The organism is Verrucomicrobiia bacterium (assembly GCA_019634625.1).
Lineage (GTDB): Bacteria > Verrucomicrobiota > Verrucomicrobiia > Limisphaerales > CAIMTB01 > CAIMTB01.
Genome location: JAHCBA010000063.1, coordinates 1 through 25,692, shown reverse-complemented (window position 1 = coordinate 25,692; position 25,692 = coordinate 1). Strand labels below are relative to the sequence as shown.

The 25,692-nt window shown below is 67.9% G+C and carries 15 protein-coding genes; 10 read left to right on the top strand and 5 right to left on the bottom strand.

Going from position 1 to position 25,692, the window contains the following annotated elements:
* Window positions 1–359 precede the first annotated feature (359 nt).
* From KF833_22885 to KF833_22860, 6 genes are all read left to right on the top strand, one after another.
* A complete protein-coding gene (locus KF833_22885) occupies window positions 360–1,277 on the top strand; it encodes a CHAD domain-containing protein (GenBank protein ID MBX3748165.1) in 918 nt (305 codons plus the stop codon).
* Window positions 1,278–1,316: 39 nt separating this feature from the next.
* Window positions 1,317–2,399 carry a chorismate synthase gene (gene aroC, locus KF833_22880; GenBank protein ID MBX3748164.1) on the top strand — a complete coding sequence of 361 codons (1,083 nt, stop codon included), beginning with the start codon at window positions 1,317–1,319 and terminating at the stop codon, window positions 2,397–2,399.
* Between the two features lie 153 nt (window positions 2,400–2,552).
* The gene (gene gltB / locus KF833_22875) at window positions 2,553–7,172 is read left to right on the top strand and encodes a glutamate synthase large subunit (protein ID MBX3748163.1); all 4,620 of its coding nucleotides are present in this window, start codon (window positions 2,553–2,555) and stop codon (window positions 7,170–7,172) included.
* 60 nt (window positions 7,173–7,232) lie between these two features.
* Complete coding sequence (locus KF833_22870; GenBank protein MBX3748162.1) at window positions 7,233–8,717, top strand: glutamate synthase subunit beta; 1,485 nt, start codon at window positions 7,233–7,235, stop codon at window positions 8,715–8,717.
* A gap of 150 nt (window positions 8,718–8,867) precedes the next feature.
* Window positions 8,868–9,530 (top strand): DUF1080 domain-containing protein, encoded by a 663-nt coding sequence (locus KF833_22865; GenBank protein MBX3748161.1) that lies wholly within the window; start codon window positions 8,868–8,870, stop codon window positions 9,528–9,530.
* A gap of 13 nt (window positions 9,531–9,543) precedes the next feature.
* Window positions 9,544–11,421, top strand: a complete 1,878-nt coding sequence (locus KF833_22860) for a sulfatase-like hydrolase/transferase (GenBank protein ID MBX3748160.1) — start codon at window positions 9,544–9,546, stop codon at window positions 11,419–11,421.
* A 111-nt stretch (window positions 11,422–11,532) separates the two neighbouring features.
* Here KF833_22860 and KF833_22855 read toward each other — a convergent pair whose 3' ends face one another.
* Both KF833_22855 and KF833_22850 read right to left on the bottom strand, forming a co-directional pair.
* Window positions 11,533–15,027: a UTP--glucose-1-phosphate uridylyltransferase gene (locus KF833_22855; GenBank protein MBX3748159.1), complete on the bottom strand. Its 3,495-nt coding sequence runs from the start codon at window positions 15,025–15,027 to the stop codon at window positions 11,533–11,535.
* Window positions 15,028–15,031: 4 nt separating this feature from the next.
* Window positions 15,032–15,880 carry a UTP--glucose-1-phosphate uridylyltransferase gene (locus KF833_22850; protein MBX3748158.1) on the bottom strand — a complete coding sequence of 283 codons (849 nt, stop codon included), beginning with the start codon at window positions 15,878–15,880 and terminating at the stop codon, window positions 15,032–15,034.
* Between the two features lie 306 nt (window positions 15,881–16,186).
* On the opposite strand from KF833_22850, the gene KF833_22845 reads away from it, so the two are divergent.
* Together KF833_22845 and KF833_22840 are read left to right on the top strand one after the other, a co-directional pair.
* Window positions 16,187–17,149 (top strand): hypothetical protein, encoded by a 963-nt coding sequence (locus KF833_22845; protein ID MBX3748157.1) that lies wholly within the window; start codon window positions 16,187–16,189, stop codon window positions 17,147–17,149.
* Window positions 17,150–17,175: 26 nt separating this feature from the next.
* Entirely contained in the window at window positions 17,176–18,258 is a 1,083-nt protein-coding gene (locus KF833_22840; protein MBX3748156.1) for a GNAT family N-acetyltransferase, read from the top strand.
* 40 nt (window positions 18,259–18,298) lie between these two features.
* Here the strand turns inward: KF833_22840 and KF833_22835 are convergent, their stop codons facing one another.
* The 3 genes from KF833_22835 to KF833_22825 form a co-directional block, all read right to left on the bottom strand.
* The gene (locus KF833_22835) at window positions 18,299–20,002 is read right to left on the bottom strand and encodes a PPC domain-containing protein (GenBank protein MBX3748155.1); all 1,704 of its coding nucleotides are present in this window, start codon (window positions 20,000–20,002) and stop codon (window positions 18,299–18,301) included.
* A 112-nt stretch (window positions 20,003–20,114) separates the two neighbouring features.
* Window positions 20,115–21,527, bottom strand: coding sequence for a DUF1501 domain-containing protein (locus tag KF833_22830; GenBank protein MBX3748154.1), 1,413 nt, complete (start codon window positions 21,525–21,527; stop codon window positions 20,115–20,117).
* 35 nt (window positions 21,528–21,562) lie between these two features.
* Window positions 21,563–23,764, bottom strand: coding sequence for a DUF1553 domain-containing protein (locus KF833_22825; GenBank protein ID MBX3748153.1), 2,202 nt, complete (start codon window positions 23,762–23,764; stop codon window positions 21,563–21,565).
* 311 nt (window positions 23,765–24,075) lie between these two features.
* On the opposite strand from KF833_22825, the gene KF833_22820 reads away from it, so the two are divergent.
* Window positions 24,076–24,819: a type II secretion system protein gene (locus KF833_22820; protein ID MBX3748152.1), complete on the top strand. Its 744-nt coding sequence runs from the start codon at window positions 24,076–24,078 to the stop codon at window positions 24,817–24,819.
* 70 nt (window positions 24,820–24,889) lie between these two features.
* On the top strand, window positions 24,890–25,288 hold the full coding sequence (locus KF833_22815; GenBank protein MBX3748151.1) for a hypothetical protein: 399 nt from the start codon (window positions 24,890–24,892) through the stop codon (window positions 25,286–25,288).
* The last annotated feature ends 404 nt before the right edge of the window (window positions 25,289–25,692 follow it).

Here is a 25,692-nt window from a genome sequence, read left to right as displayed (position 1 = left end):
TCGGGCGAGGCGGTGGAGGATATTGAGGAGTTGGTGCTTGGCGGAGTCGTCGAGGAGAGGGAGGCGGCCGGCGACGCGGGACATGCAGTGATACGTCGCCGGGAGGGAGGGATCGGCCTTGATGCGAGGGGTTCTCATGGGGTGGGTGTATTGAGGGCGAGACTTGGGGGTGGGTGACTACGATGACGGGGGCGGAAGGAAACGGATGTCAATTGCAATGAACCTGACACACTATTTGTCAGTGTCAAATTATTGTTCTCGTTACGGACCCGCCATGAATGTCACTCATTCGTAACCCGGTCCGGGGCGCTTCCGTGAAAGGATCCACCGGGTCCGATGCCCTTCGCTTCGGGTCCGGCATGACTACCCCACCAAGCTTCCGATTCCAGTTTCAGCCTGGTGAGACCGTCCGGCAGGGGGTGCGGCGTCTGGTGGGGGCGTGGGCGACGGAGGTGGGACTGCAGGGGGCGCGGTTGGAAGAGGAGCCTGGGGAGGCGGTCCACGCGACGCGGCTGATTCTGAAGCGGTTTCGGGCGCTGGTGCGACTGGTGCGTTCGTCGCTGGGGGCGCGTCGTGCCAAGGTCGAGAACGCCCGGTTGCGCCGGGCCGCGAGGCGTCTGGCCGCGGTCCGTGAAGCGGTGGTGCTGGGCAGAACGCTGTCGAGTCTGGGCCGGGAGTTGAAAGGGACGGAAGGGGCGCGGGTTAGGCGGGTGGGGCGTGGGATGGGCATGCGAGGGGGAGGGGCGGGGGCGGGATTGAGGAAGGCCATGGGGGCGGCGGCGGCGGCGGCGGCGCGCACGGCGTTAGCGTTGGAAAAGAGCGCGGGCGCGTGGATGGGGGACGGGTGGGCCGTGCTGGAGGCGGGATTGCGTCGGGGTTACCGGCGGGCGCGACGGCGGTATCGGGCGGCGAAAGAGGAGGGGACGGAGAAGGCGTTTCATGACTGGAGGACGGCGGTGAAGTCGTTGATGTACCAGATGGAGGGGCTGGCGCCATTGGGATCGCGGCGGATGGCGCGGGAGGTGCGGGCGCTGGATGGGATCCAGGACCGGCTTGGAGACGAGCATGACCTGACGGATTTCCTGGGGAGGATCGAGGCGGATCCGGGTTGGGTGGGCGGGGCCGGGACGGCGCGGCGGGTGGCCGCCAAGGCGCGGCGTCGCCGGGAGCGATTGCGGCGGGAGGTGTTGAAGGCTGGGGGAGTGGTGTTTGAAGAGTCCCCCCGGCAATTCCTGGCGCGACGGGAGGCGGAGTGGGCGAGGTCGCGGAAGCGGTGATTTGACCGCGGGCCCGGGTTTTGGCGAGCGTTGCCGGGCATGGGCAACTCGTTTGGTCACCTGTTTCGCATCACCACGTGGGGGGAGTCCCACGGGGGCGGGGTTGGCGTGGTGGTGGACGGATGTCCGCCGCGGGTGGCGCTGACGGAGGCGGATGTGCAGCCGGATCTGGACCGGCGGCGCCCGGGACAATCGGCGATCACGACGCCGCGGAAGGAAAGCGACGCGGTGCAGATTCTGAGCGGGACCTTTGAGGGGAGGACGCTGGGGACGCCGATTTCGATGTGGGTGCGGAACGAGGATTTCCGGCCGGAGGCGTATTCGGAAATGGCGACGGTGTATCGCCCGTCGCACGCCGATTTCACGTATCAGGCCAAGTATGGGATTCGTGCATGGCCGGGTGGGGGGAGGAGCAGCGCGAGGGAGACGGTGGGGCGGGTGGCGGCCGGGGCGGTGGCGCGGAAGGTGTTGCGGGAACGCTGGGGGGTGGAGGTGCTGGCCGGTGTCACGCAGGTGCAGGAGCTGACTGCCGAGGTGGATCCCGAGCGGTTCACGTTGGGCGAGGTTGAAGCGAATCCGGTGCGGTGTCCGGACGCGGGGATGGCCGGGCGGATGCTGGAGCGGATTGCCCTGCGTCGCAGCGAGGGGGACAGTGTGGGGGGCATCATTCTCGGCGTGGCGCGCGGGGTGCCGCCGGGCTGGGGTGAGCCGGTGTTTGACCGGCTTGAAGCGGACCTCGGGAAGGCGATGCTGAGTCTGCCGGCGGCAAAGGGTTTTGACATTGGCAGCGGGTTTGGGGGCATTCTTCTGACCGGTCGCGGGCACAACGATCCCTTCCGGATGCGGGACGGCCGGGTGCGGACCACCTCCAATCGTTCGGGCGGGATCCAGGGGGGCATCAGCAATGGGGAGACCGTGTATTTCCGGGTTGCCTTCAAGCCGGTGGCGACGGTGATGCATGAGCAGGACACGGTGGACGAGGCGGGGCGGGAGACGGTGTTGAAGGGGCGGGGGCGCCACGACCCCTGCGTGTTGCCGCGGGCGGTGCCGCTGGTGGAAGCGATGACGGCGCTGGTGCTGGTGGACCATGGGTTGCGCCACGAGGCGCAATGCGGGCGGTGAAACCGCACAAAAAGGCCAGACAAAGATTGCAACTCCCCGGCGACTTTCACAAAGCTAGGCGGATTTTGCGCCGGCAAGGCGCGGGTTGGGAAAAGACGTAGTCCGATGAGCAATTCGACAACTGAGAGCATGTCTGATAGCGCGTCCGAGCGCATGCCCGTTTCGGCCCGGTGGCAGGGGCTGCCGCCGCGCCAGGGGCTCTATGATCCGCGGAACGAGCACGATGCGTGCGGGGTGGGATTTGTGGTCAACATCAAGGGTGCCAGGTCGCACGATCTGGTGCGCCAGGGTCTGCAGGTGCTGGTGAACCTCGATCATCGGGGCGCGTGCGGATGCGAGGCGAACACGGGGGACGGGGCGGGGATTCTGATGCAGATCCCGCACCGGTTTTTCGCCCGGGTGGCGCCGGGTCTCGGCTTCGATCTTCCCGAGCCGGGGCAGTATGGGGTGGCGATGCTGTTTCTTCCGCAAGACGCCCAGCAGAGGCGGTACTGCGAGCGGGCCTTCGAGCGGATTGTGCGGGAGGAGGGCCAGAAGGTGCTGGGGTGGCGGACGGTGCCGACGGACCACTCGATGATCGGGGCGACGGCGCGGGCGTCGGAGCCGGTGTTCCGGCAGTGCTTTGTCGGGCGCGGCCGGCGGATCGCCGACGATCAGGCGTTTGAGAGGATGCTGTATGTCATCCGCAAGCGGGCGTATTCCGAGGTCCGCAACGCCGGGGAACCCGGAACCCATTTCTGGTACGTGGCGAGCCTTTCGTGCCGGACGATCGTGTACAAGGGGATGCTCATGCCGGGCCAGGTGAGCGAGTATTTCGCGGACTTGCGGGAGACGGATGTGGAGACGGCGCTGGCGCTGGTGCATTCGCGGTTCTCGACCAACACGTTTCCGAGCTGGGAGCGGGCGCATCCGTACCGGTATCTGGCCCACAACGGGGAGATCAACACGTTGCGGGGCAACATCAACTGGATGCACGCGCGGCAGGCAATGTTCGCCAGCGAACTGCTGGGGGATGCCAACGAGATCAAGAAGATCCTGCCGATCATCAATCCGAACGGGTCCGATTCGGCGATGTTCGACAACTGTTTCGAGTTGCTCGTGCTGAGCGGGCGGTCGCTGCCGCACGCGATGATGATGATGATCCCGGAGCCCTGGGTGGGGCACGAGAGCATGAGCGAGGAGCGGAAGGCGTTTTACGAATACCACTCCTGCCTGATGGAGCCGTGGGACGGCCCGGCGTCGGTGGCGTTCACGGACGGGATACGGATCGGGGCGTGCCTGGACCGGAACGGGCTGCGTCCATCGCGGTTCTACGTGACGCATGACGATCTGGTGGTCATGGCGTCGGAGGCGGGGGTCCTCGACATTGCGCCGGAGCGGGTGAAGGAGAAGGGCCGGTTGCAGCCGGGGCGGATGTTTCTGATCGACACCGAGCAGGGGCGGATCATCGGGGACGACGAGATCAAGGATGCGGTGTGCCGGGCGGAGCCGTACCGGGAGTGGATTCGGAAGTACATGGTGGATTTGAGTTCGCTGCCGTCCGCGCCGGTGGTGGCGGTGCCGGACCACGAGACCATGCTGCAGCGGCAGATGGCCTTCGGGTACACCTTCGAGGAACTGCGGGTGCTGATGGTTCCGATGGCGCGGGACGGGGTGGAGGCGGTGGGCTCGATGGGGGCGGACACGCCGCTGGCGGTGCTCTCGCAGCGGCCGCAATTGCTGTACAACTATTTCCAGCAGCTCTTCGCCCAGGTCACCAACCCGCCCGTCGATTGCATCCGCGAGGAGATCATTTTCTCGACGGAGACCACGATCGGGGCGGAGCGGAACCTGTTGGAGCCGGAGCCGCGGAGCTGCCAGCTGATCGAGCTGAAGACGCCGATTCTGACCAACGAGGAATTTGCGCAGCTCAAGTATCTCAATCACCCGGCGTTCAGCTCCCTGACGCTGCCGATCCTGTTCAAGGCTTCGGAGGGGGCGGCGGGGATGGAGCGGGCGCTGGACGATCTGTTCGAGGCGGCGAACCAGGCGATCGACGACGGGTACAACGTCCTGATCCTGTCGGACCGGGGCGTGAACCGGGAGCTGGCGCCGATCCCGGCCCTGCTGGCCGTGGCCGGGCTGCATCACCACCTGATCCGGGAGGGGACGCGGACGCGGGTGGGGCTGGTGCTGGAATCGGCGGAGCCGCGGGAGGTGCATCACTTCGCGCTGCTGATCGGGTACGGGTGCGGGGCGATCAACCCGTATCTGGCGTACGAGACGCTGGACGACATGATCCGGCAGGGGTTGTTGAAGGACCTGGACCATCCGAAGGCGGTCAGGAATTATTCGAAGGCGGTGACCAAGGGGGTGGTGAAGGTCATCTCGAAGATGGGGATTTCGACCATCCAGTCGTACCGGGGCGCGCAGATCTTCGAGGCCATTGGATTGAGCGATGCGGTCATTGACAAGTATTTCACCTGGACCGCCTCGCGGGTGGGCGGGGTGGGGATCGAGCAGTTGGCGCGCGAGGTGCTGCTGCGGCACGCGCATGCGTTTCCCGAGCGGCCGGTGAACGGGCACACGCTGGAGGTCGGCGGGCATTACCAGTGGCGGGCGGACGGGGAACTGCACCTGTTCAATCCGCAGACGGTGCACAAGCTGCAGAAGGCGGTTCGGACGGGGGATTACGCGGCGTTCAAGGAGTACAGCCGGCTGGTGGACGACCAGATGCGAGACGTGTACACGCTGCGGGGTCTGCTGGAATTGAAGCCGGTGGAGCAGCCGGTGCCGATCGAGGAGGTGGAATCGGTGGAGAGCATCATGAAGCGCTTCAAGTCCGGGGCCATGAGCTACGGGTCGATCAGCCAGGAGGCGCACGAGACGCTGGCCATCGGGATGAACCGGGTGGGGGGCAAGTCGAACACCGGCGAGGGCGGCGAGGATCCGGCGCGGTACACCTGGACCAACGAGCTGGGCGACTCGAAGAATTCGGCGATCAAGCAGGTCGCCTCGGGACGGTTCGGCGTGACCAGTCTGTACCTGGCGAAGGCGAAGGAGCTGCAGATCAAGATGGCCCAGGGGGCGAAGCCCGGGGAAGGGGGCCAGTTGCCGGGCGGGAAGGTGTATCCGTTCATTGCGAAGGTGCGCCATTCGACGCCCGGGGTGGGATTGATTTCGCCGCCGCCGCACCACGACATCTATTCGATCGAGGACCTGGCGGAGCTGATCCACGATCTGAAGAATGCGAATCGTCACGCCCGGATCAGCGTGAAGCTGGTGGCGGAGGTCGGGGTGGGCACGATTGCGGCGGGGGTGGCGAAGGCGCACGCCGACGTGGTGTTGATTTCCGGGTATGACGGGGGCACCGGGGCATCGCCGCAGACCTCGATCAAGCATGCGGGGATTCCGTGGGAGCTGGGGCTGGCCGAGACGCACCAGACGCTGGTGTTGAACAATCTTCGTTCGAGGATCGTGGTGGAGACGGACGGCCAGTTGAAGACGGGCCGGGACGTGGTGGTGGCGGCGCTGCTGGGCGCCGAGGAGTTTGGATTCGCCACGGCGCCGCTGGTGGCGATGGGGTGCATCATGATGCGGGTGTGCCATCTCAACACCTGTCCGGTGGGGGTGGCGACCCAGGATCCCCGGTTGCGGAAGAACTTCACGGGGCGGCCGGAGGACGTGGTGAACTTCATGCGGTTCGTGGCCGGGGAGGTGCGGGAATGGATGGCGCGCCTTGGATTCCGGACCTTCAACGAGATGGTGGGCCGGGTGGACCGGATCGAACCGCGCCGGGCGGTGGAGCACTGGAAGGCGAAGGGACTGGATTTCTCGAGCATCCTGCATGCGCCGGACGTTCCGGAGGAGGTTGGGCGGTATTGCCAGATGCCGCAGGACCACGGGATTGAGCGGTCGCTCGACATGACGACGCTGCTCGAGATCTGCCGTCCGGCGATCGAGCGTGGGGAGAAGGTGGTGGCCGAGGTGCCGATCCGGAACGTGAACCGGGTGGTGGGGACGATTGTGGGTCACGAGGTGACGCAGCGATGGGGGGCGGAGGGACTGCCCGAGGACACCATCACGGTGCGGTTCAAGGGGAGCGCCGGGCAGAGTTTCGCGGCGTTTGTGCCGAAGGGCATGACCTTCCTGCTGGAGGGCGACGCCAACGATTACTTCGGGAAGGGATTGAGCGGGGGCAAGGTGGTGGTGCATCCGCCGGCGGGATCGAGCTTTGTGCCGGAGGAGAACATCATCATCGGCAACGTGGCGTTCTACGGGGCGACCGCGGGCGAGGCGTATGTGCGGGGGATGGCGGGGGAACGGTTCTGCGTGCGCAACTCCGGGGTGAACGCGGTCGTCGAGGCGGTGGGCGATCACGGTTGTGAATACATGACGGGCGGCCGGGTGGTGATCCTGGGGCCGACGGGACGGAACTTCGCCGCCGGGATGTCGGGCGGTATTGCGTACATTCTCGACGAGCGGGGGGAATTCCCGGTCCGCTGCAACAAGGCGATGGTGGGATTGGAGCGGATTGAGGATCCGGAGGAGGCCGCCATGGTGCGGACGATGATCGAGCGGCACGTGGCCTATACGAAGAGCGACCGGGGCCGGGTGGTGCTGGAGCACTGGGAGGCGATGCTGCCCCGCATCGTGCGGGTGATCCCGAAGGACTATCAGCGGGTGCTTCGTTCGCTGCGCGGGGCGCAGGAGCGGGGCCTGACGGGCGAGGAGGCCATCAATGCGGCCTTCGAGGAGAACGCGCGGGACGTTTCGCGCATCGGCGGAGGCTGAGGCACGACGACGGGTCAAGGCGCCGGCACAACACCCTTTCGACACGACTGAACTACGCGCATGGGAAAACCCACTGGCTTTCTGGAGTATCTGCGTGAACTGCCGCTGGACCGGCCCGCCCTGGAGCGGATCCGGGACTGGAACGAGTTCCACGAGCACATGACGGACGACAAGATGCGCGAGCAGGGGGCGCGCTGCATGGATTGCGGCGTGCCGTTCTGCCACACGGGCACGCTGTTGTCGGGGATGGCATCGGGGTGTCCGATCAACAACCTGATTCCCGAGTGGAACGACCTGGTGTTCCGGGGGCTGTGGCAGGAGGCGCTCGAGCGGTTGCACAAGACGAACAACTTCCCCGAGTTCACGGGGAGGGTCTGCCCGGCGCCGTGCGAGGGATCGTGCGTGCTGGGGATCAACGCGCCGCCGGTCACCATCAAGAACATCGAGGTGGCCATCATCGACCGCGGCTGGGAGAAGGGCTGGGTGCTGCCCCAGCCGCCGCTTCGCCGGACCGGCAAGAAGGTGGCGGTGGTGGGTTCCGGGCCGGCGGGACTGAGCGCGGCCGCCCAACTGAACCGGGCGGGCCACTGGGTGACCGTTTATGAGCGGGCGGACCGGCCGGGAGGGCTGCTCATGTACGGGATTCCGAACATGAAGCTCGACAAGAAGGGCGTGGTCCTGCGGCGGCTCGACCTGCTGATGAAGGAAGGTGTCGAGTTCGTGTGCAACACGGAGATCGGGCGGGATCTGCCGGCGCAGAAGCTGATGGACGACTTCGACGCGGTGATCCTCTGCACCGGGGCGACGCGGCCGCGGGATCTGCCGATCGAGGGGCGCCAGCTTCCGGGGGTCCACTTCGCCATGGATTTCCTGACGGCCAACACCCAGGCCCTGCTGGAGGGGCGTGTGGAAGCGTGCCCGATTTCCGCCAAGGGCAAGGACGTGGTGGTCATCGGGGGTGGCGACACGGGGACCGATTGTGTGGGGACCTCGCTTCGCCAGGGGTGTCGGAGCCTGGTTCAGGTGGAGATCCTGCCGAGGCCGCCGGAGGAGCGGGCGGCCGACAATCCGTGGCCGGAATGGCCGAAGGTGTACCGGATGGATTACGGGCAGGAGGAGGCGGCCGCGCAGTACGGGGCGGATCCGCGGGTTTATCTGACCACGGCGAAGCGGTTTCTGACCGATGCCGAGGGTGGGCTGAGCGGGGTGCACCTGGTGAACATCACCTGGAAACGGAACGAGAAGGGCGGGTTCGTGCCCGAGGAGGTTGCGGGGAGCGACCGCGAGGTGCCGGCGCAGTTGGTGTTGCTGGCCATGGGCTTCCTGGGGCCGGAACAGGGGATCCTGGATCAACTGGGGGTGGAGCGGGACGCCCGCACCCAGGTGCGGGCCGAACACGGGCGCTACCAGACGAGCATCCCCAAGGTGTTTGCCGCCGGGGATTGCCGGCGCGGGCAGAGCCTGGTGGTGTGGGCCTTCAACGAGGGGCGCGGCGCCGCCCGGGAATGCGATCGCTGGTTGATGGGCGGCACCGACCTTCCGTGATGGGGGGAGTGGTGCGTTGGGTTGAGGACTCGCGGAGCTCGTCCCTCCGAGGGGTGAAGCGAGGGGGGGTGCGATCGAGGCTCGGCAGGAGGCGCGAAGTGTGATGGGCTTGCGGGACCCATGAAGCGATGCGCAGGCAGGATTCTTTGGATGGCGGCGTGGCTGGCGGCGGGTGCCGGCACGACGACCCTGGCGGCGGAGGAGTCCGGTTGGATTTCACTGTTCAATGGCCGGGACTTGTCGGGCTGGGAGCAGCGGGGCGGCAGGGCGGAGTACGTGGTGGAAGGGGGGGAGCTGGTGGGGCGCTCGGTGCCGCGGACGCCGAATTCGTTTCTCTGCACCACGCGTGTCTTCACCAACTTCGTGCTGGAACTGGAGTTCAAGGTGGCGACGAACCTGAACTCAGGGATCCAGATCCGGAGCGAGTGCCACGACGAGGCGCGGGAGGTTCAGGTGGGAGACCGGACGATCCGCATTCCCGCGGGGCGGGTGCATGGGTATCAGATCGAGATCGATCCCGGGGCGCGGGCCTGGAGCGGCGGGATCTACGATGAGGGGCGCCGCGGCTGGCTGAAGGATCTGAAGGAGAACGACGCGGCGCGGGCGGCATTCCGGTCGGGCGAATGGAACCGGTTCCGGATTGAGGCGCGGGGACCGTGGATTCGGACCTGGATCAACGGGGTGTCGGCGGCGGAGCTGGAGGATGAGATGACGCCGGCGGGGTTCATCGGCCTGCAGGTGCATGGGGTGGGCAACCGCGAGGATCCGCTGGAGATCCGGTGGCGCCATCTGCGGCTTCGCGAACTTCCGTGACGGGGAGACGCCGATGCGCTTTCTGTCCACACTGACGGGGCTGGGCGTGGCCTGCACCCTGGCGGCGGCGGCGGCCATGGCGGTTGAGCGGCCGAACATCCTCTGGCTGACGTGGGAGGACGCGGGGCCCCAGCTTGGCGCCTACGGGGATGCCTACGCGACCACTCCGAACCTGGATGCGCTGGCGTCGCGCGGGATGAGGTATCGCCGGGTGTGGTCCACGGCCCCGGTGTGTGCGCCGGCGCGGACGGCGATCATTTCGGGGATGTATCCGGCGTCGATCGGGGCGGAGCACATGCGGAGCGACGTGCCCATGCGTGCGGGGACGCGGATGTACCCGGAGTTGTTGCGGGAGGCGGGTTACCACTGCTCGAACAACAGCAAGGAGGACTACAATCTCCGCAAGCCGCCGGGTGTGTGGGACGAGTCTTCGCCGCGGGCGCACTGGCGGAACCGGGCGCCGGGCCAGCCGTTCTTCGCGATCTTCAATTACACCGAGTCGCACGAGAGCCAGACGCGGAGACGTCCGCACACCATTGTGCATGATCCTGCGCGGGCCCCGGTGCCGCCCTACCAGCCGGACGAGCCGGAAGTGAGGGAGGGTTGGGCGCAGTATTACGACCAGGTGAGCGTGGTGGACCGGCGGGTGAAGGCGGCGCTCGATGAGCTGGAGGAGGCGGGGCTGGCCGGGGACACGATCGTGTTCGCGTATGCGGATCACGGGCCGGGGTTGCCACGGGGGAAGCGGATGGCGTGCGACTCGGGGCTGCGGGTGCCGCTGATCGTGCATTTTCCCGAGCGTTGGAGGCATCTGGCACCGCGCGAGTATGCCGTGGGGGGTGAGTCGCCGCGTCTGGTGGGATTTGTGGATCTGGCGCCCACGGTGCTGAGCCTGGCGGGGGTGCGACCGCCGGACTGGATGCAGGGGAGGGCGTTCGCGGGGCCGCATCAGACACGGCCGCCCGGGTGGTTGTTTGGGTCGAGGGCAAGGATGGACGAGCGGATCGATCTGGTGCGGGCGGCGACGGACGGACGGTACGTTTATGTCCGGAATTACCTCCCGCACCTGCCCCATGGGCAGCGGGTCGCCTATCTGTTTCAGACCCCGATGACGCAGGCCTGGCACCGGCGGTTCGAGGAGGGGACGTTGTCGCCGATCCAGAGGGCATTCTGGGAGCCGAGGGCACCGGAGGAGTTGTACGATCTGGAGTCGGATCCGCACGAGACGGTGAACCTGGCGGAATCGGGGCCGCATCGAAGCGTGCTCGAACGGTTCCGGAGGGTTCATCGGCGGCAGGTGCTGTCCATCGGGGATCTCGGATTTCTGCCGGAGGCGGAGATGCTGGCGCGGACGGGCGAGGGTTCGCCGGGCGACCTGGTTGCGGCGGGGCGGTACGATGTTTGGACGGTCTTCCGGGCGGCGGAGCTGGCGGCCGGCCGGGGGATGGAGGCGGTGTCGCGGTTGAGGCGGATGACGGGGCATGGGGACAGTGCGGTGCGGTATTGGGCGGCGACGGGTTTGCATCTTCGGGGCGTTGAGGCGGTTCGTGCGGGGCGGGAGGCGTTGCGGGGATTGTTGGGGGATGGCTCGGGCTCCGTTCGGGTTGCTGCGGCGGAGGCGCTGGCCTGGCACGGGGACGCGACGGATCGGGCGGAGGCGATCCGGGTGCTGGCGCAGGACTCGGATCTCGGGCGGAGCGAGTACCTGGTGGCGGTGGCGGCGTTGAATGCGCTGGACCGGTTGAAGGATCGGGAGGCGCTGCCGCTGGAGGCGTTGCGGGCGTTGCCCACGAGGCCGGAAGGGGTTTCAGGGCGGATGAGCGACTACGTGGAACGGCTGCTGGAGCGGGTGAGGAAACCGGAAGCCGGAAGCCTGAAGCCTGAGGCCTGAGGCCTGAGGCCTGAGATCCGACCGATCCGACCGATCCGACTGATCCGACCGATCCGACTGATCCGACCGATCCGACTGATCCGACTGATCCGACCGATCCGACCGATCCGACTACCGTGATGCGGCGTTGGGGGTGGGGGCTTCGGCGGGGGGCCCGGCGGGGGGCCAGTCGCCGAGGGACTCGACGAAGGCGGCGGAGCCGTCGCGGAGCCAGCCGTCGAGCTGGGCCTGGTCCTTGAGTTGCTGGCCCCGGTTGCGCGGGACGACGACGTAGCGGGTGTCGATTTCCGGGAGGGCGGAGAGGTCGCTCCAGAGCTTCTCGAACTGGGCGGTGGGGAAGATGTCCTCCTGGCCGTGGCCCCAGCGTTTCTTGACGTCCTTGAGGGTGACGTAGGTGGGGAGGCGGGCGGCGAGGTGACGGATGGCGGCGGCGATCTTCTCGACGGCGTCTTCGGGCGGGGCGGTCGAGGGGTCTTCCGGGGCGGCGCGGAGGACGTCTTCGCGGGAGAGGCCAAGGATGGCGAGGAAGGCGTCCACGCGGATCCAGGTGGTCATGGTGTTGTAGTAGCGGAGGCGGAACTCGTCCTCTTCGCGGGGCATGGCGAGTCCCTCGACGAGGCGCGGGAGCCCGTTGACGCGGGCGAGGCCGCCACCGCGGTCCTCGATGCGGCGGGGAATGACCTCGAAGGAGAGGCAGCCGCCGTGGGCGCGATGCCAGCCGAAGAGGGCGGGATCGGCGTCGGTGCCGACGGTGTCGATGTTATGGAGGAGGAGATGCTGGAGGGCGGGTTGAAGGCGGAGGAGCCGGGCGAGGACGCCGTTGCGGAGGAGGTTGGGGATTTCGAAGAAATGGCCGACGGGGTGGAGGCACTGGGACGGGAGATTGTCGGTGTAGTCGGCACCTTCACCGGCGGTGCGGGCCCATTGGATGAGGGCATGGCGCAGGCTTTCGCGGACCTTCTGCTGTTGTTCATCGAGGAGTTGCTGGGGCATTTCCTCCCATTGGAAGCGGAGATCGCGTTCGGTGGGGATGAGGCGGAGTCCGACCGAGCGGCCCCGGGAAAGGAAGACCGGCGGTGCGGGGGCGGGGCGGTCTGTGTGGGGATGGGGACCGGCCGGGGTATGCGGCAGGAGGCGGTCGAGGAACTCGACGATGGGGTCGTGGGTCAGGTAGCTGGTGGTGAAGACGTGGGGGATGGGGGTGCCGGCCTCGAGGGCGCGGCGCCGGGACTTGGCAAGGTGGACCTCGATGAAGGTGCGGTGACGTCCGGCGAGGCGGGCGAAGGGATGGAGGGCCTTGCAGACGCCGGCGCCCTGGGTCCAGCGGGAGCCGGCACCGGCGGCGAGGGTCACCACGGCGAGTTCGCCGCGGGCGAGGGCGTCCAGTCCGGCGGTGCGGAACGCGGCAGTTTCGGGGGAGGCATCCCAGCGGGTGGCGTCGGTGAGGTCATCGTCGCGAACGTCCTCGATGGTGGTTTCGGGGCGGAGGCGGTTTTGGGCGAGGCCGATGCGGCCGTCGCGGAGGTCGGTACGGATATGTTCGTGCTGGGTGCGGTCGAAGCCGTGGGATTCGAGGAAGGGATCGAGGGACTGGGGGCCGGAGCGGGCGGCGGCGGGCCGGGGCAGGAGGGCATCGAAGAGGGTCTGGACCATGCCGGCCAGTTCGGGGCGGGAGCGGCAGGCGGCGCCGAAGCGGTCGAGTTCGGCGCGCTGGATGGGGGGCAGGTGGTGAAGATCGCGGCGGAGGAGGCGGGGGACGGTGAGGGCGTAGTAGCCGGGGGGCAGGAGGGCCTCGTCATCGCCGAGGAGTTCCGCGCAGGTACCGCGTTCGTTGATGGCGTAGTCGAACACGAGGGGGTCCATGGCGAAGGGGAGGGCATGGCGCAGCTCGCGTTTGAGGTCGGACATGATCTCCTGGAGGCGGGCCTGGGCGGCGGGTTTGCGGTGGGGGGCGAACATGAAGCCCATGCCGCCGCCGCTCATGCCGCCGAGCATCCAGAATCCCCAGAAGGCGTCGCCGAACTCGGCGCGGGTCCGGGCGATGAGGGATTCGGTGAAGGCGTTGGAGGCCCAGGGGATGATGGTCTGGAGGGGGCCGAAGAAATTGCGGGTGGTGGCGGCACCGAGGGCGCGGACGTCGCCCTGGCGCAGGGCGTTTTCGATTTCGTGGAGCAGGTCGAGGGTGGAGAGGCGGGCGTCCCATTCGGCGGGGGATCGGAGGAGGTACTTCTCGGTGACCATTTCGAGGATGGGCCCGACGTTCTGGGCAATGCCGCCATGGACGAGGACCAGGGATTCGCGGAGGGCCTGGCGGGCGGTATCGGGGATTTCGGACCGGTCGAAGACATGGTGGGTGGGGAGGAGGCGTCCGCGGGAGACGCCGAATTCGGCGTCGCCGGGGCCGGAGGGACAGCCGGCGATGCGTTTGATGCCGGGCCAGACGCCGCCGGAATCCTGCCAGCCGCCGCCGGAGCCGCCGAGCCATTCGCCGAGGAGGGCACGGGCGAGGACGATGCGGCGTTCGGATTCCTCGAGGGGGCCGGTGAGGGAGCGGGTCTGATGGGTGGCACGCATGCAGACGGCGACCAGGCAGCCGAGGAGGTTGGTGGAGACGGCGAGGCGGGATCCCTTGGGGATGTCGTTGACGCAGGAGACCAGTTCGAGGCCGCGTCCGGGGCCGATCACGCGGGCGAGGAGATCGGCGAGGGAAAGGCCGCTGCCTTCGATGCCGGGAGGGACGATGCCACTGGCGATGACGGCCGCCTTGAGCAGGCCGAGGTGGTCCTTGGCGAAGTCGAAGATCTCGGCGAGGGAGGCGATGTCGGCGGTGCAGAGGAGGTCCACCGAGGCGAGGCGGATGACGGGTTCCTCGATGACGCGGAGGTAGGCGGTGACTGGCGGGCGCGGGGCGGCATCGCGGCCGTGGACGCCGAGATCGACGGAGACATTGAGCACCTGGGCGCCCTCGGGGAAGTCCATGCCGAGGAAGAAGATGTCGCTCCAGCCGCTGTGGGTGAGGTCCATGCGGACGGGAGTTTCCTCGCGCAGGACGGGGAAGGTGCCATCGGGACCGGGGACGAGAAGTTCGGGGCGCAGGCGGAGGGGTTGGTCGGTGGGGTGTCCGACGCGGAACATCCACTGGTTGCCGCGAATGGAGCGGACGCTGCGCCGGACCTGATCGCCGAGGGTTTGGAAGGCGAGGCGATGGTAGGCGGCGGCGAGGGCGGAGGAGAGGCCGTCGCCGGGGCCCTCGCGGGTCTGGGCGGCGAGGAAGGTGTCGATGGCTTCTTCGAAGCGGCGCTGGAGGAGGTGTTCGTAGCCGCGGAACGGGATGAGGGCGGGGGCACGATCCGCGGATGGGCTGGTGGATGGGCTGGTGGATGGGCTGGCGAGGCGGGAAGGGATTTCGAAGCGGTGGAGGGCGTGGAGGAAGAGGAGGGCGCGGACGCGTTCGTAGAGGTTGCTGGAGCGGCGGCGGAAGGCATCGAGGGCGGCGGCGGCGCGGAGGAGCTGGTCGAGGTTGGCGCTGGCGCACCAGGCATGGAGGGAGCGATCGCGGACTTTGGGGTCCTGGGAGACGATGATCTGGAGGAGGGGATGGTCCATGGCGTCAGGCGAGGCGGTCGCGTTCGCGGGAGGCAAGCAGTTCGATGAGGAGATGGAGGACCTCATCGCGGTCGCGTCCGGCGAGGGCGAGGGCGAGTTGGGCATGGAGGAGGCCGTAGCGGACGCCGATATCGAAGCGGCGGCCGCGGGTTTCGAAGGCGAGGTAGCGTTCGCGACGGGCGAGGGCGGCGAGGGCCGGGGACAACTGGAGGTTGGGGCCGAGGGGGGCGGTTTTGGCGAGCAGTTCCATCACCAGCGGGGTGAGGACGTGCATGCCGAAGAAGCAGAGGTAATGGCCGGCGCGGAGGCCGGGGACGAGGAGGTGTTGTTCGGCGTCGGTGGGGGTGGGTTTCTCGATGACTTCGGTGATTTCGTAGAGGGATTCGGGGGTTTGGAGGCGACGTCCGCCGACGGCGCCGTAGAAGGGGAGTTTGCTCTCGTGGGTGCCCTGGACGGCGGACACGGCGCAGCGTTGGGCGGCGGCGACCTCGACCAACTGGCGGGCGCAGGGCCGGTCGGAGTTGCTGACGTAGAGGTGATCCCCCACGAGGAGGAGGAAGGGGTTGGGACCGATGAAATCGCGGGCGGACAGGACGGCCTGACCGAAGCCGCCGGCATGGGATTGCTCGATGAACTGGAGCTTGGAGGCATGGGGTCCGGCGGCGGCGAGGAAGGCGTCATGATCACCGGGGGCGATGACCACGCCGACCTGACGGACGCCGGCGGTGAGGGCTTCCTCGATGATGATGGCGAGAGCCGTCTTGGACTGGCCGTCACGATCGACCAGGGATTGGAGGGGCAGTGAGCGTTGGGCGCGTCCTGCGGCGGTGATGACGGCTTTGGCGATCTCCATGGGCGGGAGGAGATTCGGGGTCTGAGGAGCGCGGGTCAATGCGGGGGGTGGGGACATTCTGCTTGCGTTGGGGTTTGTGGGGGCGGTCCCATTTGGGGACGGGGATGCGCGACACGCTCAAGGCCCGCCCCGTTCCTGCCGATAGTCGCAAGGACCTACCGGTTCTGGCAGGGGCTTGGGCGGGAGCACGGGCCGATCGACCGGGACGCCGATGAACTGGAATCCATTGACGAGTGGCGGGAGGCGGGCGACTGCCGGAGGGAGGAACCCCGGGCGGGGCCCGGCACGAGGGGAGCTTGGACGGTCGTGAACGAGATGGATCTCGCGACATGGCTTCCGATGACGGTGGACGACTACGCCGACTACGAGCGGCGGGTCAACCGGCAGCGTTTGAGCCGGGCGGGAGGCGTGTGGTGGCGCCAGGTGCGGCCTTTCTTCCATCGGCCTCTGTTTCTCTTCCGGGATCACCCGCCGGAGGTGGAACTGCCGTGGGGTGCCCGGTGGGTGGGCGGGGCCCAGCATCCGGTGGGGCCGGAAACGCCGGCCAATTCCCGGCTGCCGTTGCTGGTCTGGGATCCGGTGCCGGGATACTCGCTGGATGCCGAGCGAGGGAACGTGCGTCGGGAGATCAAACGCGGTCTGGGCCGGTATGAGATTCGAATCGTCCCCGACGCCGGGGTGCTGACGCGGGAAGGGCATCCCCTTTACCTGGAGTTCATCGAGCGGACGCAGTACCAGGTGAACCGGGCGCGGGTGGAGCCGGCGTATTTCGCGCAATGGTCGGGGGAGGTGTTTGCGCGACCGCATCCGCGGGTGCTGGGGGCATACCACGAGGGCCGGCTGGAGGCGGTGTCGATCACCTTCCGGGTCGTGGAGGTGCTGTATTACAGCGTGTATTTCGGGGGTGGGAGCGCGCTGCGGAACTGTGCGGCGGACGCCATGATCCATGCCATCAAAGTCGGGGCGGCGGCGGACCCGGAGGTGCGGTACGTGTTTTCGGCGGTGGGGGGCATGCCGCGGGGACTGGACTTTTTCTATCTGCGCCGTGGCTTCCGGTATCTGGAGCGACCCGCCCGCGTTCGTGGGAACGCGCTGACCCTGTCGCTGATCCGGCGATGGAAGCCGGACTGGCACCGCAAGCTGACCAACGAACTGGGCGGGGAGCGGGCGTCGGGGGTGGACAGCCGGGAGGGTGGGTGCCGGCCGGCAGCGGGGGGCACGACGTCGTTGTGGGCGCCGGATTCGGCGGAACGAGGGGTGCATCACTAGGGCGCCGGGCGGAGGACAGAGCTGCCATGCCGATAGTCGCCGAGATCACCACGACGGCCGGGGCCACGGGCTGGGATGCATTTCTGGAGGGATCGATCCTGGGGCAGTTCCAGCAGAGTGCGGCGTGGGCCGGGGTGAAGGCGGTCGAAGGCTGGGACGGTTTGTGCATGGTGTTGAAGCGGGAGGGGAGGATCGCCGGGGGGGCGCAGGTACTGCACAAGAGGACCCGGTTCGGGCGGCTGGCGTTTGTGAACAAGGGGCCGGTGGTGGAGCCGGGTGACATGGAGACCCGGGAGGAGGCGTTGCGACAGTTGGTGACGCTGCAGCGGCGGGAGGGCTGGCGGGCATTGCTGGTCCAGGGGCCGGACGGGGATCCGGACGGGCTGGAGCCCCTGAGGCGGCATGGATTCGTCGAGGAGCGGTTGATGAACATCATCGACTCGACGTTGATGATCGACCTGGGGGATGGATGGGAGGCGGTGCGGGGACGGTTCCGCCGGAAGGCGCGGCGGAATCTGCGACCGGTGGCGGACGATCCGTTGACAGTCGTGGAGGGGGGCGAAGCCGACCTGGAGACGTTCTTCGAGTTGATGCGGAACACCTGTCGTCGCCAGGGGGTCCGGCCGAACCCGGGCCGGATCGAGGGATTGCGAGCCATGTGGGAGGGGTTCCATCCGCAAGGCCGCATCCATGTCCCGTTTGTCGAGCGGCGGGGACGCAAGGTGGCCGGGGGCCTGTGCTTTTGTTTCCGGGACCGGGTGACGTTCTGGAAGAAGGGATGGGATCCGGAGGGGGGCGGTTCGACGGTGAACTTCGTGCTGACGGCCGAAGTGATCCGGTGGGCGGCGGAGCGGGGGTATCGGTGGCTGGATTTCGCGACGTTGGATCGCGACATCGCCCAGGCGATGGCGCGTGGCGAGGAGCCCCCGGAGGACCTGACCGACCGGAGGGATTTCTTCAATCTGAGTTTTGGGGGTCAGGCCCATTTACTGCCGGGGCCGATGATCCGGCTGGCGAACCCGGTGGCGGCCCTGGGCTACCGGCTGGCCACTTCGGGCCCGCTGCTGCGACGGGCGCAACGGGTGCTGCGTCGGCTGGCGGTGAACTGAGTTCGGGAACGGCGGGGTGACCTTCGAATTCCGTCCGGTTTCAGTTTCCGCCGGGGGAATCCGGGAGGGCGGGGACGGCGACGATCCAGAGGTGAGTCAGGAAGCCGGGCGGGAGATGGAGGAGTCGCGGGAAGAGTTTGCGACGGGCGGGGGACAGGTCGAGTTCGGCGGGATGGGCCACCTGATCGACCGGGTGGGCGCGCAATGTGCCGCGGGTCCAGGAGCCGGGAGAGACCGAGGCATTGCACTGGACTTCGAGATCCCAGGAACGGCGGTTGGCGTCGATGACGGGATTCCGGAGGTTGATGCCGGGAGGCCAGTCGAGGGGTTCGAGCCGGATCGGTCCGTCGTAGCCGTGGCGGACGAGTTCGAGACGGAGGGTGACGGTTCCGTTGACGGGGACGTGCAGGCGGTCGGTGTCGGCGGTGAAGCGGAGGGGTGCGGCGGCGGGTTGGAGCCAGGCGACGTAGCCACGGTGCGGGCCGGTGCGTCCGCCGGCTTCCTCGACCGCGAGGTGGTAGGTTCCCGGGGTTTGGAAGCGATGGTGGATCGCCGGATCCCCGGCGGACTCCCCGGAGGTGGCCAGGGTGGATCCATCGGCAGCGAGCAAGCGGAGGAGGGGATCGCTGGCGTACCCCAGTTCCCGGGCGCGGGCACCCAGGCGCCAGAAGCCCGGGGCGTGGACTTCGAAGCGGTACCAGTCCTGGTCGTCGGGCCGGTGGAAGTGGCCGCGGACCGGGGTGTCCGGATGGAGCGGGGTGGCGGTGTCGGGATCGTCATTGGGCTCGATCTCGACGTCGGGGGGGCGGACGTGGAGGGGCAGGCGCGGGGTGAGGGCGGCTTGATCGGCGGGATCGAGGGGCAGCCAGCGCCCCACCGGAATGGGGGAGCCGGGGTGGACTACGGGAGGGCCGACTCCGGTCCGGGCTGGGGCGACAGCGGGGAAGGGGGTGGGATCCGAGGGGGACAGGCCCGGAAGGTGGGCCTGCACAGCCACGGGGAAGGAGCCTGCGCGCAGTCGATACCGGTGGGCGTTGCCGCCGGCGTATTCGGCGTCGCGGATTTCGACGAGGTAGTCGCCTGGGACCGGGGCCTGGAAGGTGACGGCGCAATCGTATCCGAGGCCCGGGGTATCAGTCGATCGACGGAGTTCGTGTCCATCAGGATCGAGGATGCGGAGGACCGGATCGAGGGGGGAGCCGAGGCGTTGGGCGACGACTTCGAGGGAGAGGGATTGTCCGGATTGAAGCGGGACCCGGTAGAAGTGGGAGCGACGTTCGGGCAGGGTGGCATCGATGGCAACGGGAGCCGCCAGGGGATGGGCACGGGCCGGGTCGTGGTGGGAGTCCGGCGCGGCTTCGGATGGGAGCGGATCGATGAGAACGAGAAACGGGTGGGAGACGCCGTGGGGACCGATGAGGCGGAACTTCTCCATGCCGGGCGGCAGATCCGGCGGGATGTGGAGCGGGATCTTCAGGGTGCGATCGGTGGATTCCCAGTCTTCGGGGTGGGCGCGGGGGACGGGTCCCTGCCAGGAGGTCCAGATCTGACGGACCGGTTCGAGGTGCCGGCCGCGGATTCGGAGAAGGTGGGTGGCGCCGGGTTGAAGTGCGGCGGGCTGAACCGACTGGATTTCGGGAGGGGCCGGCACGGCGGGGATTTCGGCGGAAAGAGCGGGCGAAAGGAGGGCGAGGACGCCGATGACTGAGGCCGACGTGAGGAGGGGGGCAAGGGTGTGGAGCATGGGGAAGAGGACTCGCGGAGCTCGTCCCTCCGGAGGGTGAAGCGGGGAGGTGGAATCGGAGGGCCGAGTTCCACGAGGCCGCAGGGGTGTGGTGCAGCGAAGGGGTGCCTTCTCAGGTGAGGATGCCCTCGATGGTGTTTCCCGCGGCGATGGGAAGGGGGCGGTCACCGGGACCGAAGACCTCGGTGTGGGGATCGATGCCGAACAGGTGGAACAGCGTGGCGGCGAGGTCATCGGGGCGGACGGGTTGATCGGCGGGGTACATGCCCTCGCGGTCGGAGGCGCCATGGACGTAGCCCTTCTTCACGCCGGCGCCGGAGAGGAGGACGGTGTAGCAGTGGGGCCAGTGGTCGCGGCTGACGTTGGAGTTGATGCGCGGGGTGCGACCGAACTCGCCCATCCAGAGGACGAGGGTTTCGGCGAGGAGCCCACGGGTATCGAGGTCGTTGAGGAGGGTGGGGAGGGTCTGTTCGGTGATGGGGAGGTGATACTGATCGATGATGGGGAACATGCGGGTGTTGTTGAACCCGTGGGTATCCCAGCCTCCGGAGGTGGTGCTCTGGCCGCCGATGGTGTCGGAGAAGTACACGGTGACGAACTTGGCGCCGTGTTCGACGAGGCGGCGGGCGAGGAGGCAGCTCTGGCCGTAGGTGGTGCGGCCGTAGGCGTCGCGGACGGCGTCCGGTTCGCGGGAGAGATCGAAAGCGCCGCGGAGCCGTTCGGAGCCCAGCATGCCGAGGGCGCGTTCGTAGTACTGATCGAGGCCGCGGGCGGCGCCGGAGGCTTCGAGGAGACCGGATTGCCGGTCGATGAGGCGCTGGAGTTCGCGACGTTGGGCGAGGCGTTCCGGGGAAAGGCCGAGGGGCAGGGTGAGTTCCGGGAGTGCAAAGGCCGGTTGATTGGGATCCTGGGTGAAGAAGAACGGGTCGTGGTGTTTGCCGAGGAAGCTGGCGTGCTGGCCGGGGGTGATCGAGCCGTCGCGGATGATGTGGGGGTAGGCGATGAAGGAGGGCATCTCGCCGTCGGCGGGGGAGAGTTTGTCGATGACGGACCCGTAGGCGGGATGGAGGTCGATGGAATCCCGCAGGCGCTGATCGTCCACCGGGGGGGCATGGCCGGTGAGGGCGTAGTACCCGGCGGAATTATGATTGTTCATGGTGTGGTGGACGCTGCGGATGAGCGTCACGCGGTCCATGATTTCCGCGGTGCGGGGCAGTCGTTCGGAGACCTGGATGCCGTCGGCGTTCGAGGCGATGGGGCGGTAGGGACCGCGGATGGCCTCGGGGGCGTCCGGCTTCATGTCGAACATGTCGAGATGACTGGGGCCGCCGTATTGGAAGAGGAAGATGACCGACTTGATGCGGGGCTTGAGGGTGCCGGCCCGGCGGGCGGCGTCCTCGGCGCGGAGAAGGGTGGGGAGGTGGAGTCCGAGGAGGGCGAGGCCGCCGACCTTGAGGGCGTGGCGCCGGCTGAAGCGGCAGGCGTCGAAGCCCGGACAGGCGAAGCGGGAGGCGTGCTGGGGCATGGGGGGGAGGGGATGGGGGTTGGGGGGAAGGCGGTTCAGTGGCGGAAGACAAATTCCTTCGCATTGACCAGGGCCCAGGCGATGTCTTCGAGGGCCTGTCGCGGGTCGGGGCCTGTTTCGAAATGCCGGCGCAGGGCGTCCCGTTCGGGCGGCGTGGGCGGGCGGGTGAGGGCGGTCCAGAAGAGATCCTCGATCAGGGCGTCCGGGGCGGCGCCCGAGGCGAGGAGTTGATCGAGGCGATTGCCGGGGCGGGCGAGGAGGTCGGCGAGGAGCGGGCCGGTCATCAGTTGGAAGGCCTGTCCGAGGTTGGTCTGGCAGGAGCGTTCCTCCTCGCTGGCGAGCAGGCGGTCGGGTTTGCCGAAGACGCGCAGGAACTGTTCGGCCTGGCCGGGGGGCCGACCGCGGAGACGCACCGCCTGGACGCCGGGGATCTGGGTGGCGCGGAGTCCGTCGGGGTAGCCGGCGAAGGCCGGGGAGGCGCCGGTGACGTGGGCCAGGGCGTCGAGGGCCTGCTCGGCGGTCAGGCGGCGGAGGGGAACGTGCGCGTAGGCCGCATCGTCGTGGTGGGACATCGGGCTGCTGCGGGATTCGGTCTGGTAGGTGCGGGAGGCCATGATGAGGCGGATCGTGCGGCGCAGGTCGAAGCCATGGGCGACGAAGTCGGCGGCCAGGGTATCGAGCAGTTCGGGGTGACTGGCGGGATTGGTGGGACGGAAGTCGTCCACCGGGTCCACGAGGCCCCGGCCCATCAGGTGGAACCAGATCCGGTTCACCTGGACGCGGGCGAAGAGCGGGTGATCGGGGCGGGTGAGCCAGGCGGCGAGGGCGTCGAGGCGGTTGCCGGACGGGGCCAGGGGTTCCGCATCGCCGAGGAGGCGGGCCGGCAGAATCCGGCCGGAGGCGGGGTGACGGGATTCGCCGTCGCGCGCGTGGAGGACGATTTGTTCTCCGGTGAAGCCGTGGGTGTCGAGGGTGTCGGGGTAGCGGTTTTCGAGGACCTTGTAGCGGATGCGGGCGAAGATGGCGGACCACTCGTGGTAATCGTCCTGGGTCCAGCGGTCGTAGGGATGGTTGTGGCATTGCGCGCAGCCGAGGCGCGTGCCGAGGAAGACCTGGGCCACGGTCTCTGCCCGGGTGGGGACGGTGCGGAGGGAGCGGTAGAAACTGGCGGGGGGATTCTCGTAGGTGCTCCCCCGGGCCGTGAGGAGTTCGCGGGCGAAGCGGTCCATGGGCATGCCCGAGGCGATGGCGTCGCGGATCCAGCGGTGGAAGAGGTCCACGCCCTTTCGGTCGAGGGCCTTCTCCTCGTTGCGCAGGAGGTCGGACCACTTGAGGGCCCAGAACTCGGCGAACTGCGGGCGCTGGAGGAGGGTCTCGACGAGACGGGAGCGTTTTTGGGGATCGGGGTTGGCGAGGAAATCGAGGGCCTCCCCGGTGGCGGGCAGGGTGCCGAGGAGATCGAGGTGGGCACGGCGGAGGAAGCGGAGATCGTCCACCTCGGGGGCGGGTTGGAGCCGATGGAGCCGGAGTTTCGCGAGGATGGGTTCGTCCACGACATTGCGCGGCTGGACGTCGTCGGGCCAGGCGAAGCCGGGGCGATCGGGGACGAAGGCGAGCCGGACCGGCACCTGACGGTGGAGATAGCGGACGAGCACGGTGACTTCGCCATCGAGGTCCGCTGTGACGAGTCCATCGGGCGAGACGGAAAAGCCGGGCCGCGTGGGTTCGTACACGGCAAGGCGCGAGACATCGCGTTCGGTGCCGTCGGAGAAGCGGGCCACGGTGCGGAGGGCGGCGTCGGTCACGGGTGCGTGGAGGATTGTGGCAGCCGTATGGACGGAGAGGTCGTGGAGTGTTGGGTGGTCCTGTGGATCCATGGGGGCCCCGGCGGCGATCCAGGCGCGGAGGATGGCGTATTCGGGTGTGCCGGGGGCGAAGCGGGTGCCGCCTTCGTGGGGAATGCGGGCGGTGGCTTTGAGGAGGAGGAGGCTCTGGTCGGGTTCGTTGGGATGGATGCGGCGCCCGAAGGCCTCCTCGGTGAGGGCGACGTGATCGGCGACAGGATTCTCGCCGCGAAGCGAGAGCTGGAAGCCGCCTTTGCCGGAGGCATTGCCGTGGCAGGCGCCGGCGCTGCAGCCGGCCTTGGAAAGAACCGCCATGACATCGTGGCGGAACGAGACGGGTTGTTCGGTGGTTTGCGCGGGGAGGGTTCCCAGGACAAGAGCCAAGGCGGCCATGGCGAAGGTGGGAACTCGGCCGGGGAACATGAGGGCACGATAGGGGATGAGGCTGGAAGGTGGGAAGCGGGTTTCGCCGTGCATCCCGAAGTTGTGGGGAGAGGTGCGAAATTCGCGAAGCGTCATCTCGGAGGGCCGAGTTCCACGAGGCCGCAGCGGAGTGGTGCAATGGATGGAGGACTCGCGGAGCTCGTCCCTCCGATTCGCTGCCTCCTCACCCACAACTCCGGGATGCTACGCGGGGTTCGCGCGCGGGAACAATGTGCTTCCCGGCAGGGGGATGGTGTGGCGTAGTGGGTTTCATCCACGGAATGAACGCCATGAAACGAACCTATCGAGGAGGGATCCGGGGGAGGCGCGCCTTCACGCTGATTGAGTTGCTGGTGGTCATCGCGATCATCGCCATTCTGGCCAGCATGCTGCTGCCGGCGCTGTCGAAGGCGAAGGAGCAGGGGCAGCGGACGAAGTGCCTGAGCAACATCAAGCAGGTGCTTCTGGCGACCCATCTGTACACGGGGGACAACGATGAATCGATGCCCTACACGTCGTGGAGTTCGGGGACGTTCAACGTGCCCAACTGGCTGTACACGCGGGTGGCGACGAACCGTCCGCAGCACACCATCGAGCGGGGACAGCTCTGGCCCTATCACCTGACCAAACAGCTCTACTGGTGCCCGCTGGACCGCACCAACAACTCGCTGTTCCGGCAGCGCGAGATGCAGGTCAGCAGTTATGTCATGAATGGCGCGGTGTCCGGGTATTCGACCGGGCCTGGCGGGAACTTCACGAGCTACAAGGCGAATCAGTTCGGTGCGGACCGGATGCTCTACTGGGAGGCGGACGAGAAGCTGCCGTCGAACTGGGACAATGCGGCGAGCCGGCCTGACGAGGGGGTGACCCAGCGGCACAACACGGGGAGCGTGATGGGGATGTTCGGCGGCCACACCGAGTTCATGAAGTTCCGGACCTACTACCGCGAGGCGGGTATCGGCGGATTCCCCGGGGTCCGGCCCGGACGGTTCTGGTGCAATCCGGGATCGCCACGCGGGGATTGAAGGAGGGCAGGGACCGGAACGGAGGCAGGCGATGAGGATGAGCGGTGACATCAAGGACGGGAGGCACACGATGAATACAGCAGGATGGCGCAGGATGATGGTGGCGATGGCGGGAGCCCTCGCGTTGGTGCAGGCGGGTTGCGGCAGCGGCGTGGAGGATCCGGACATGATGCTGCCGGCGACTCAGGCCCAGGCGGCGGCGCGTGTGGAACAGGTCTTTGCGACCGCGGAACCGGCGGCGCAGGAGACGGCGGCGGCGGCTGCCCAGGCGGCAAGGTCGGGGGACTACGAGAAGGCGGTCGTGGCGCTGGAGGTGTTGAGGCAGCGCGAGGAAGTCTCGCTGGACCAGGGATTGGCCGTCCACGGGTACATGGTCACGCTCGAGGCGCAGTTGATCCAGGCGATGGAGTCGGGGGACGAACGGGCCCGGCGCGCGTACGAACTGCTGCGCAAGATGAAGCGGAATTAGCCCGGCTGAGGTCGTGGAAATGGACGGAAGAATCGTGCATATGCACGCAGATTTGGGCGGATTGGAGGGGGAGTGGAGCAGGGTGCGAGGCAGAGTTGAAGGGGCGTGGTGTGGGGTGCCGGACCGGGTGAATGGGGGATGAAGTGGCGAAGCGGTGGAGGCCGTGGAAATGGACGGAAGAATCGTGCATATGCACGCAGAGTTGGGTGGTTTGGAGGGGGGAATGGAGCAGGGCGGGGGGAAGAGTTGAGGGGGCGTGGTGTGGGGGGCCGGACCGGGTGAATGGGGGATGAAGTGGCGAAGCGGTGGGGGCCGTGGAAATGGACGAAAGAATCGTGCATATGCACGCAGAGTTGGGTGGTTTGGAGGGGGAGTGGAGCAGGGCGCGAGGCAGAGTTGAAGGG

What these genes read in the sequence shown, in the direction of transcription:
- KF833_22885 (MBX3748165.1), top strand. Translation starts at nt 360, where the DNA reads ATGACTACCCCACCAAGCTTCCGATTCCAGTTTCAGCCTGGTGAGACC.
- aroC (MBX3748164.1), top strand. Translation starts at nt 1,317, where the DNA reads ATGGGCAACTCGTTTGGTCACCTGTTTCGCATCACCACGTGGGGGGAG.
- gltB (MBX3748163.1), top strand. Translation starts at nt 2,553, where the DNA reads ATGCCCGTTTCGGCCCGGTGGCAGGGGCTGCCGCCGCGCCAGGGGCTC.
- KF833_22870 (MBX3748162.1), top strand. Translation starts at nt 7,233, where the DNA reads ATGGGAAAACCCACTGGCTTTCTGGAGTATCTGCGTGAACTGCCGCTG.
- KF833_22865 (MBX3748161.1), top strand. Translation starts at nt 8,868, where the DNA reads ATGGCGGCGTGGCTGGCGGCGGGTGCCGGCACGACGACCCTGGCGGCG.
- KF833_22860 (MBX3748160.1), top strand. Translation starts at nt 9,544, where the DNA reads ATGCGCTTTCTGTCCACACTGACGGGGCTGGGCGTGGCCTGCACCCTG.
- KF833_22855 (MBX3748159.1), bottom strand. Translation starts at nt 15,027, where the DNA reads ATGGACCATCCCCTCCTCCAGATCATCGTCTCCCAGGACCCCAAAGTC.
- KF833_22850 (MBX3748158.1), bottom strand. Translation starts at nt 15,880, where the DNA reads ATGGAGATCGCCAAAGCCGTCATCACCGCCGCAGGACGCGCCCAACGC.
- KF833_22840 (MBX3748156.1), top strand. Translation starts at nt 17,176, where the DNA reads ATGCCGATAGTCGCCGAGATCACCACGACGGCCGGGGCCACGGGCTGG.
- KF833_22835 (MBX3748155.1), bottom strand. Translation starts at nt 20,002, where the DNA reads ATGCTCCACACCCTTGCCCCCCTCCTCACGTCGGCCTCAGTCATCGGC.
- KF833_22830 (MBX3748154.1), bottom strand. Translation starts at nt 21,527, where the DNA reads ATGCCCCAGCACGCCTCCCGCTTCGCCTGTCCGGGCTTCGACGCCTGC.
- KF833_22825 (MBX3748153.1), bottom strand. Translation starts at nt 23,764, where the DNA reads ATGGCCGCCTTGGCTCTTGTCCTGGGAACCCTCCCCGCGCAAACCACC.
- KF833_22820 (MBX3748152.1), top strand. Translation starts at nt 24,076, where the DNA reads ATGAACGCCATGAAACGAACCTATCGAGGAGGGATCCGGGGGAGGCGC.
- KF833_22815 (MBX3748151.1), top strand. Translation starts at nt 24,890, where the DNA reads ATGAATACAGCAGGATGGCGCAGGATGATGGTGGCGATGGCGGGAGCC.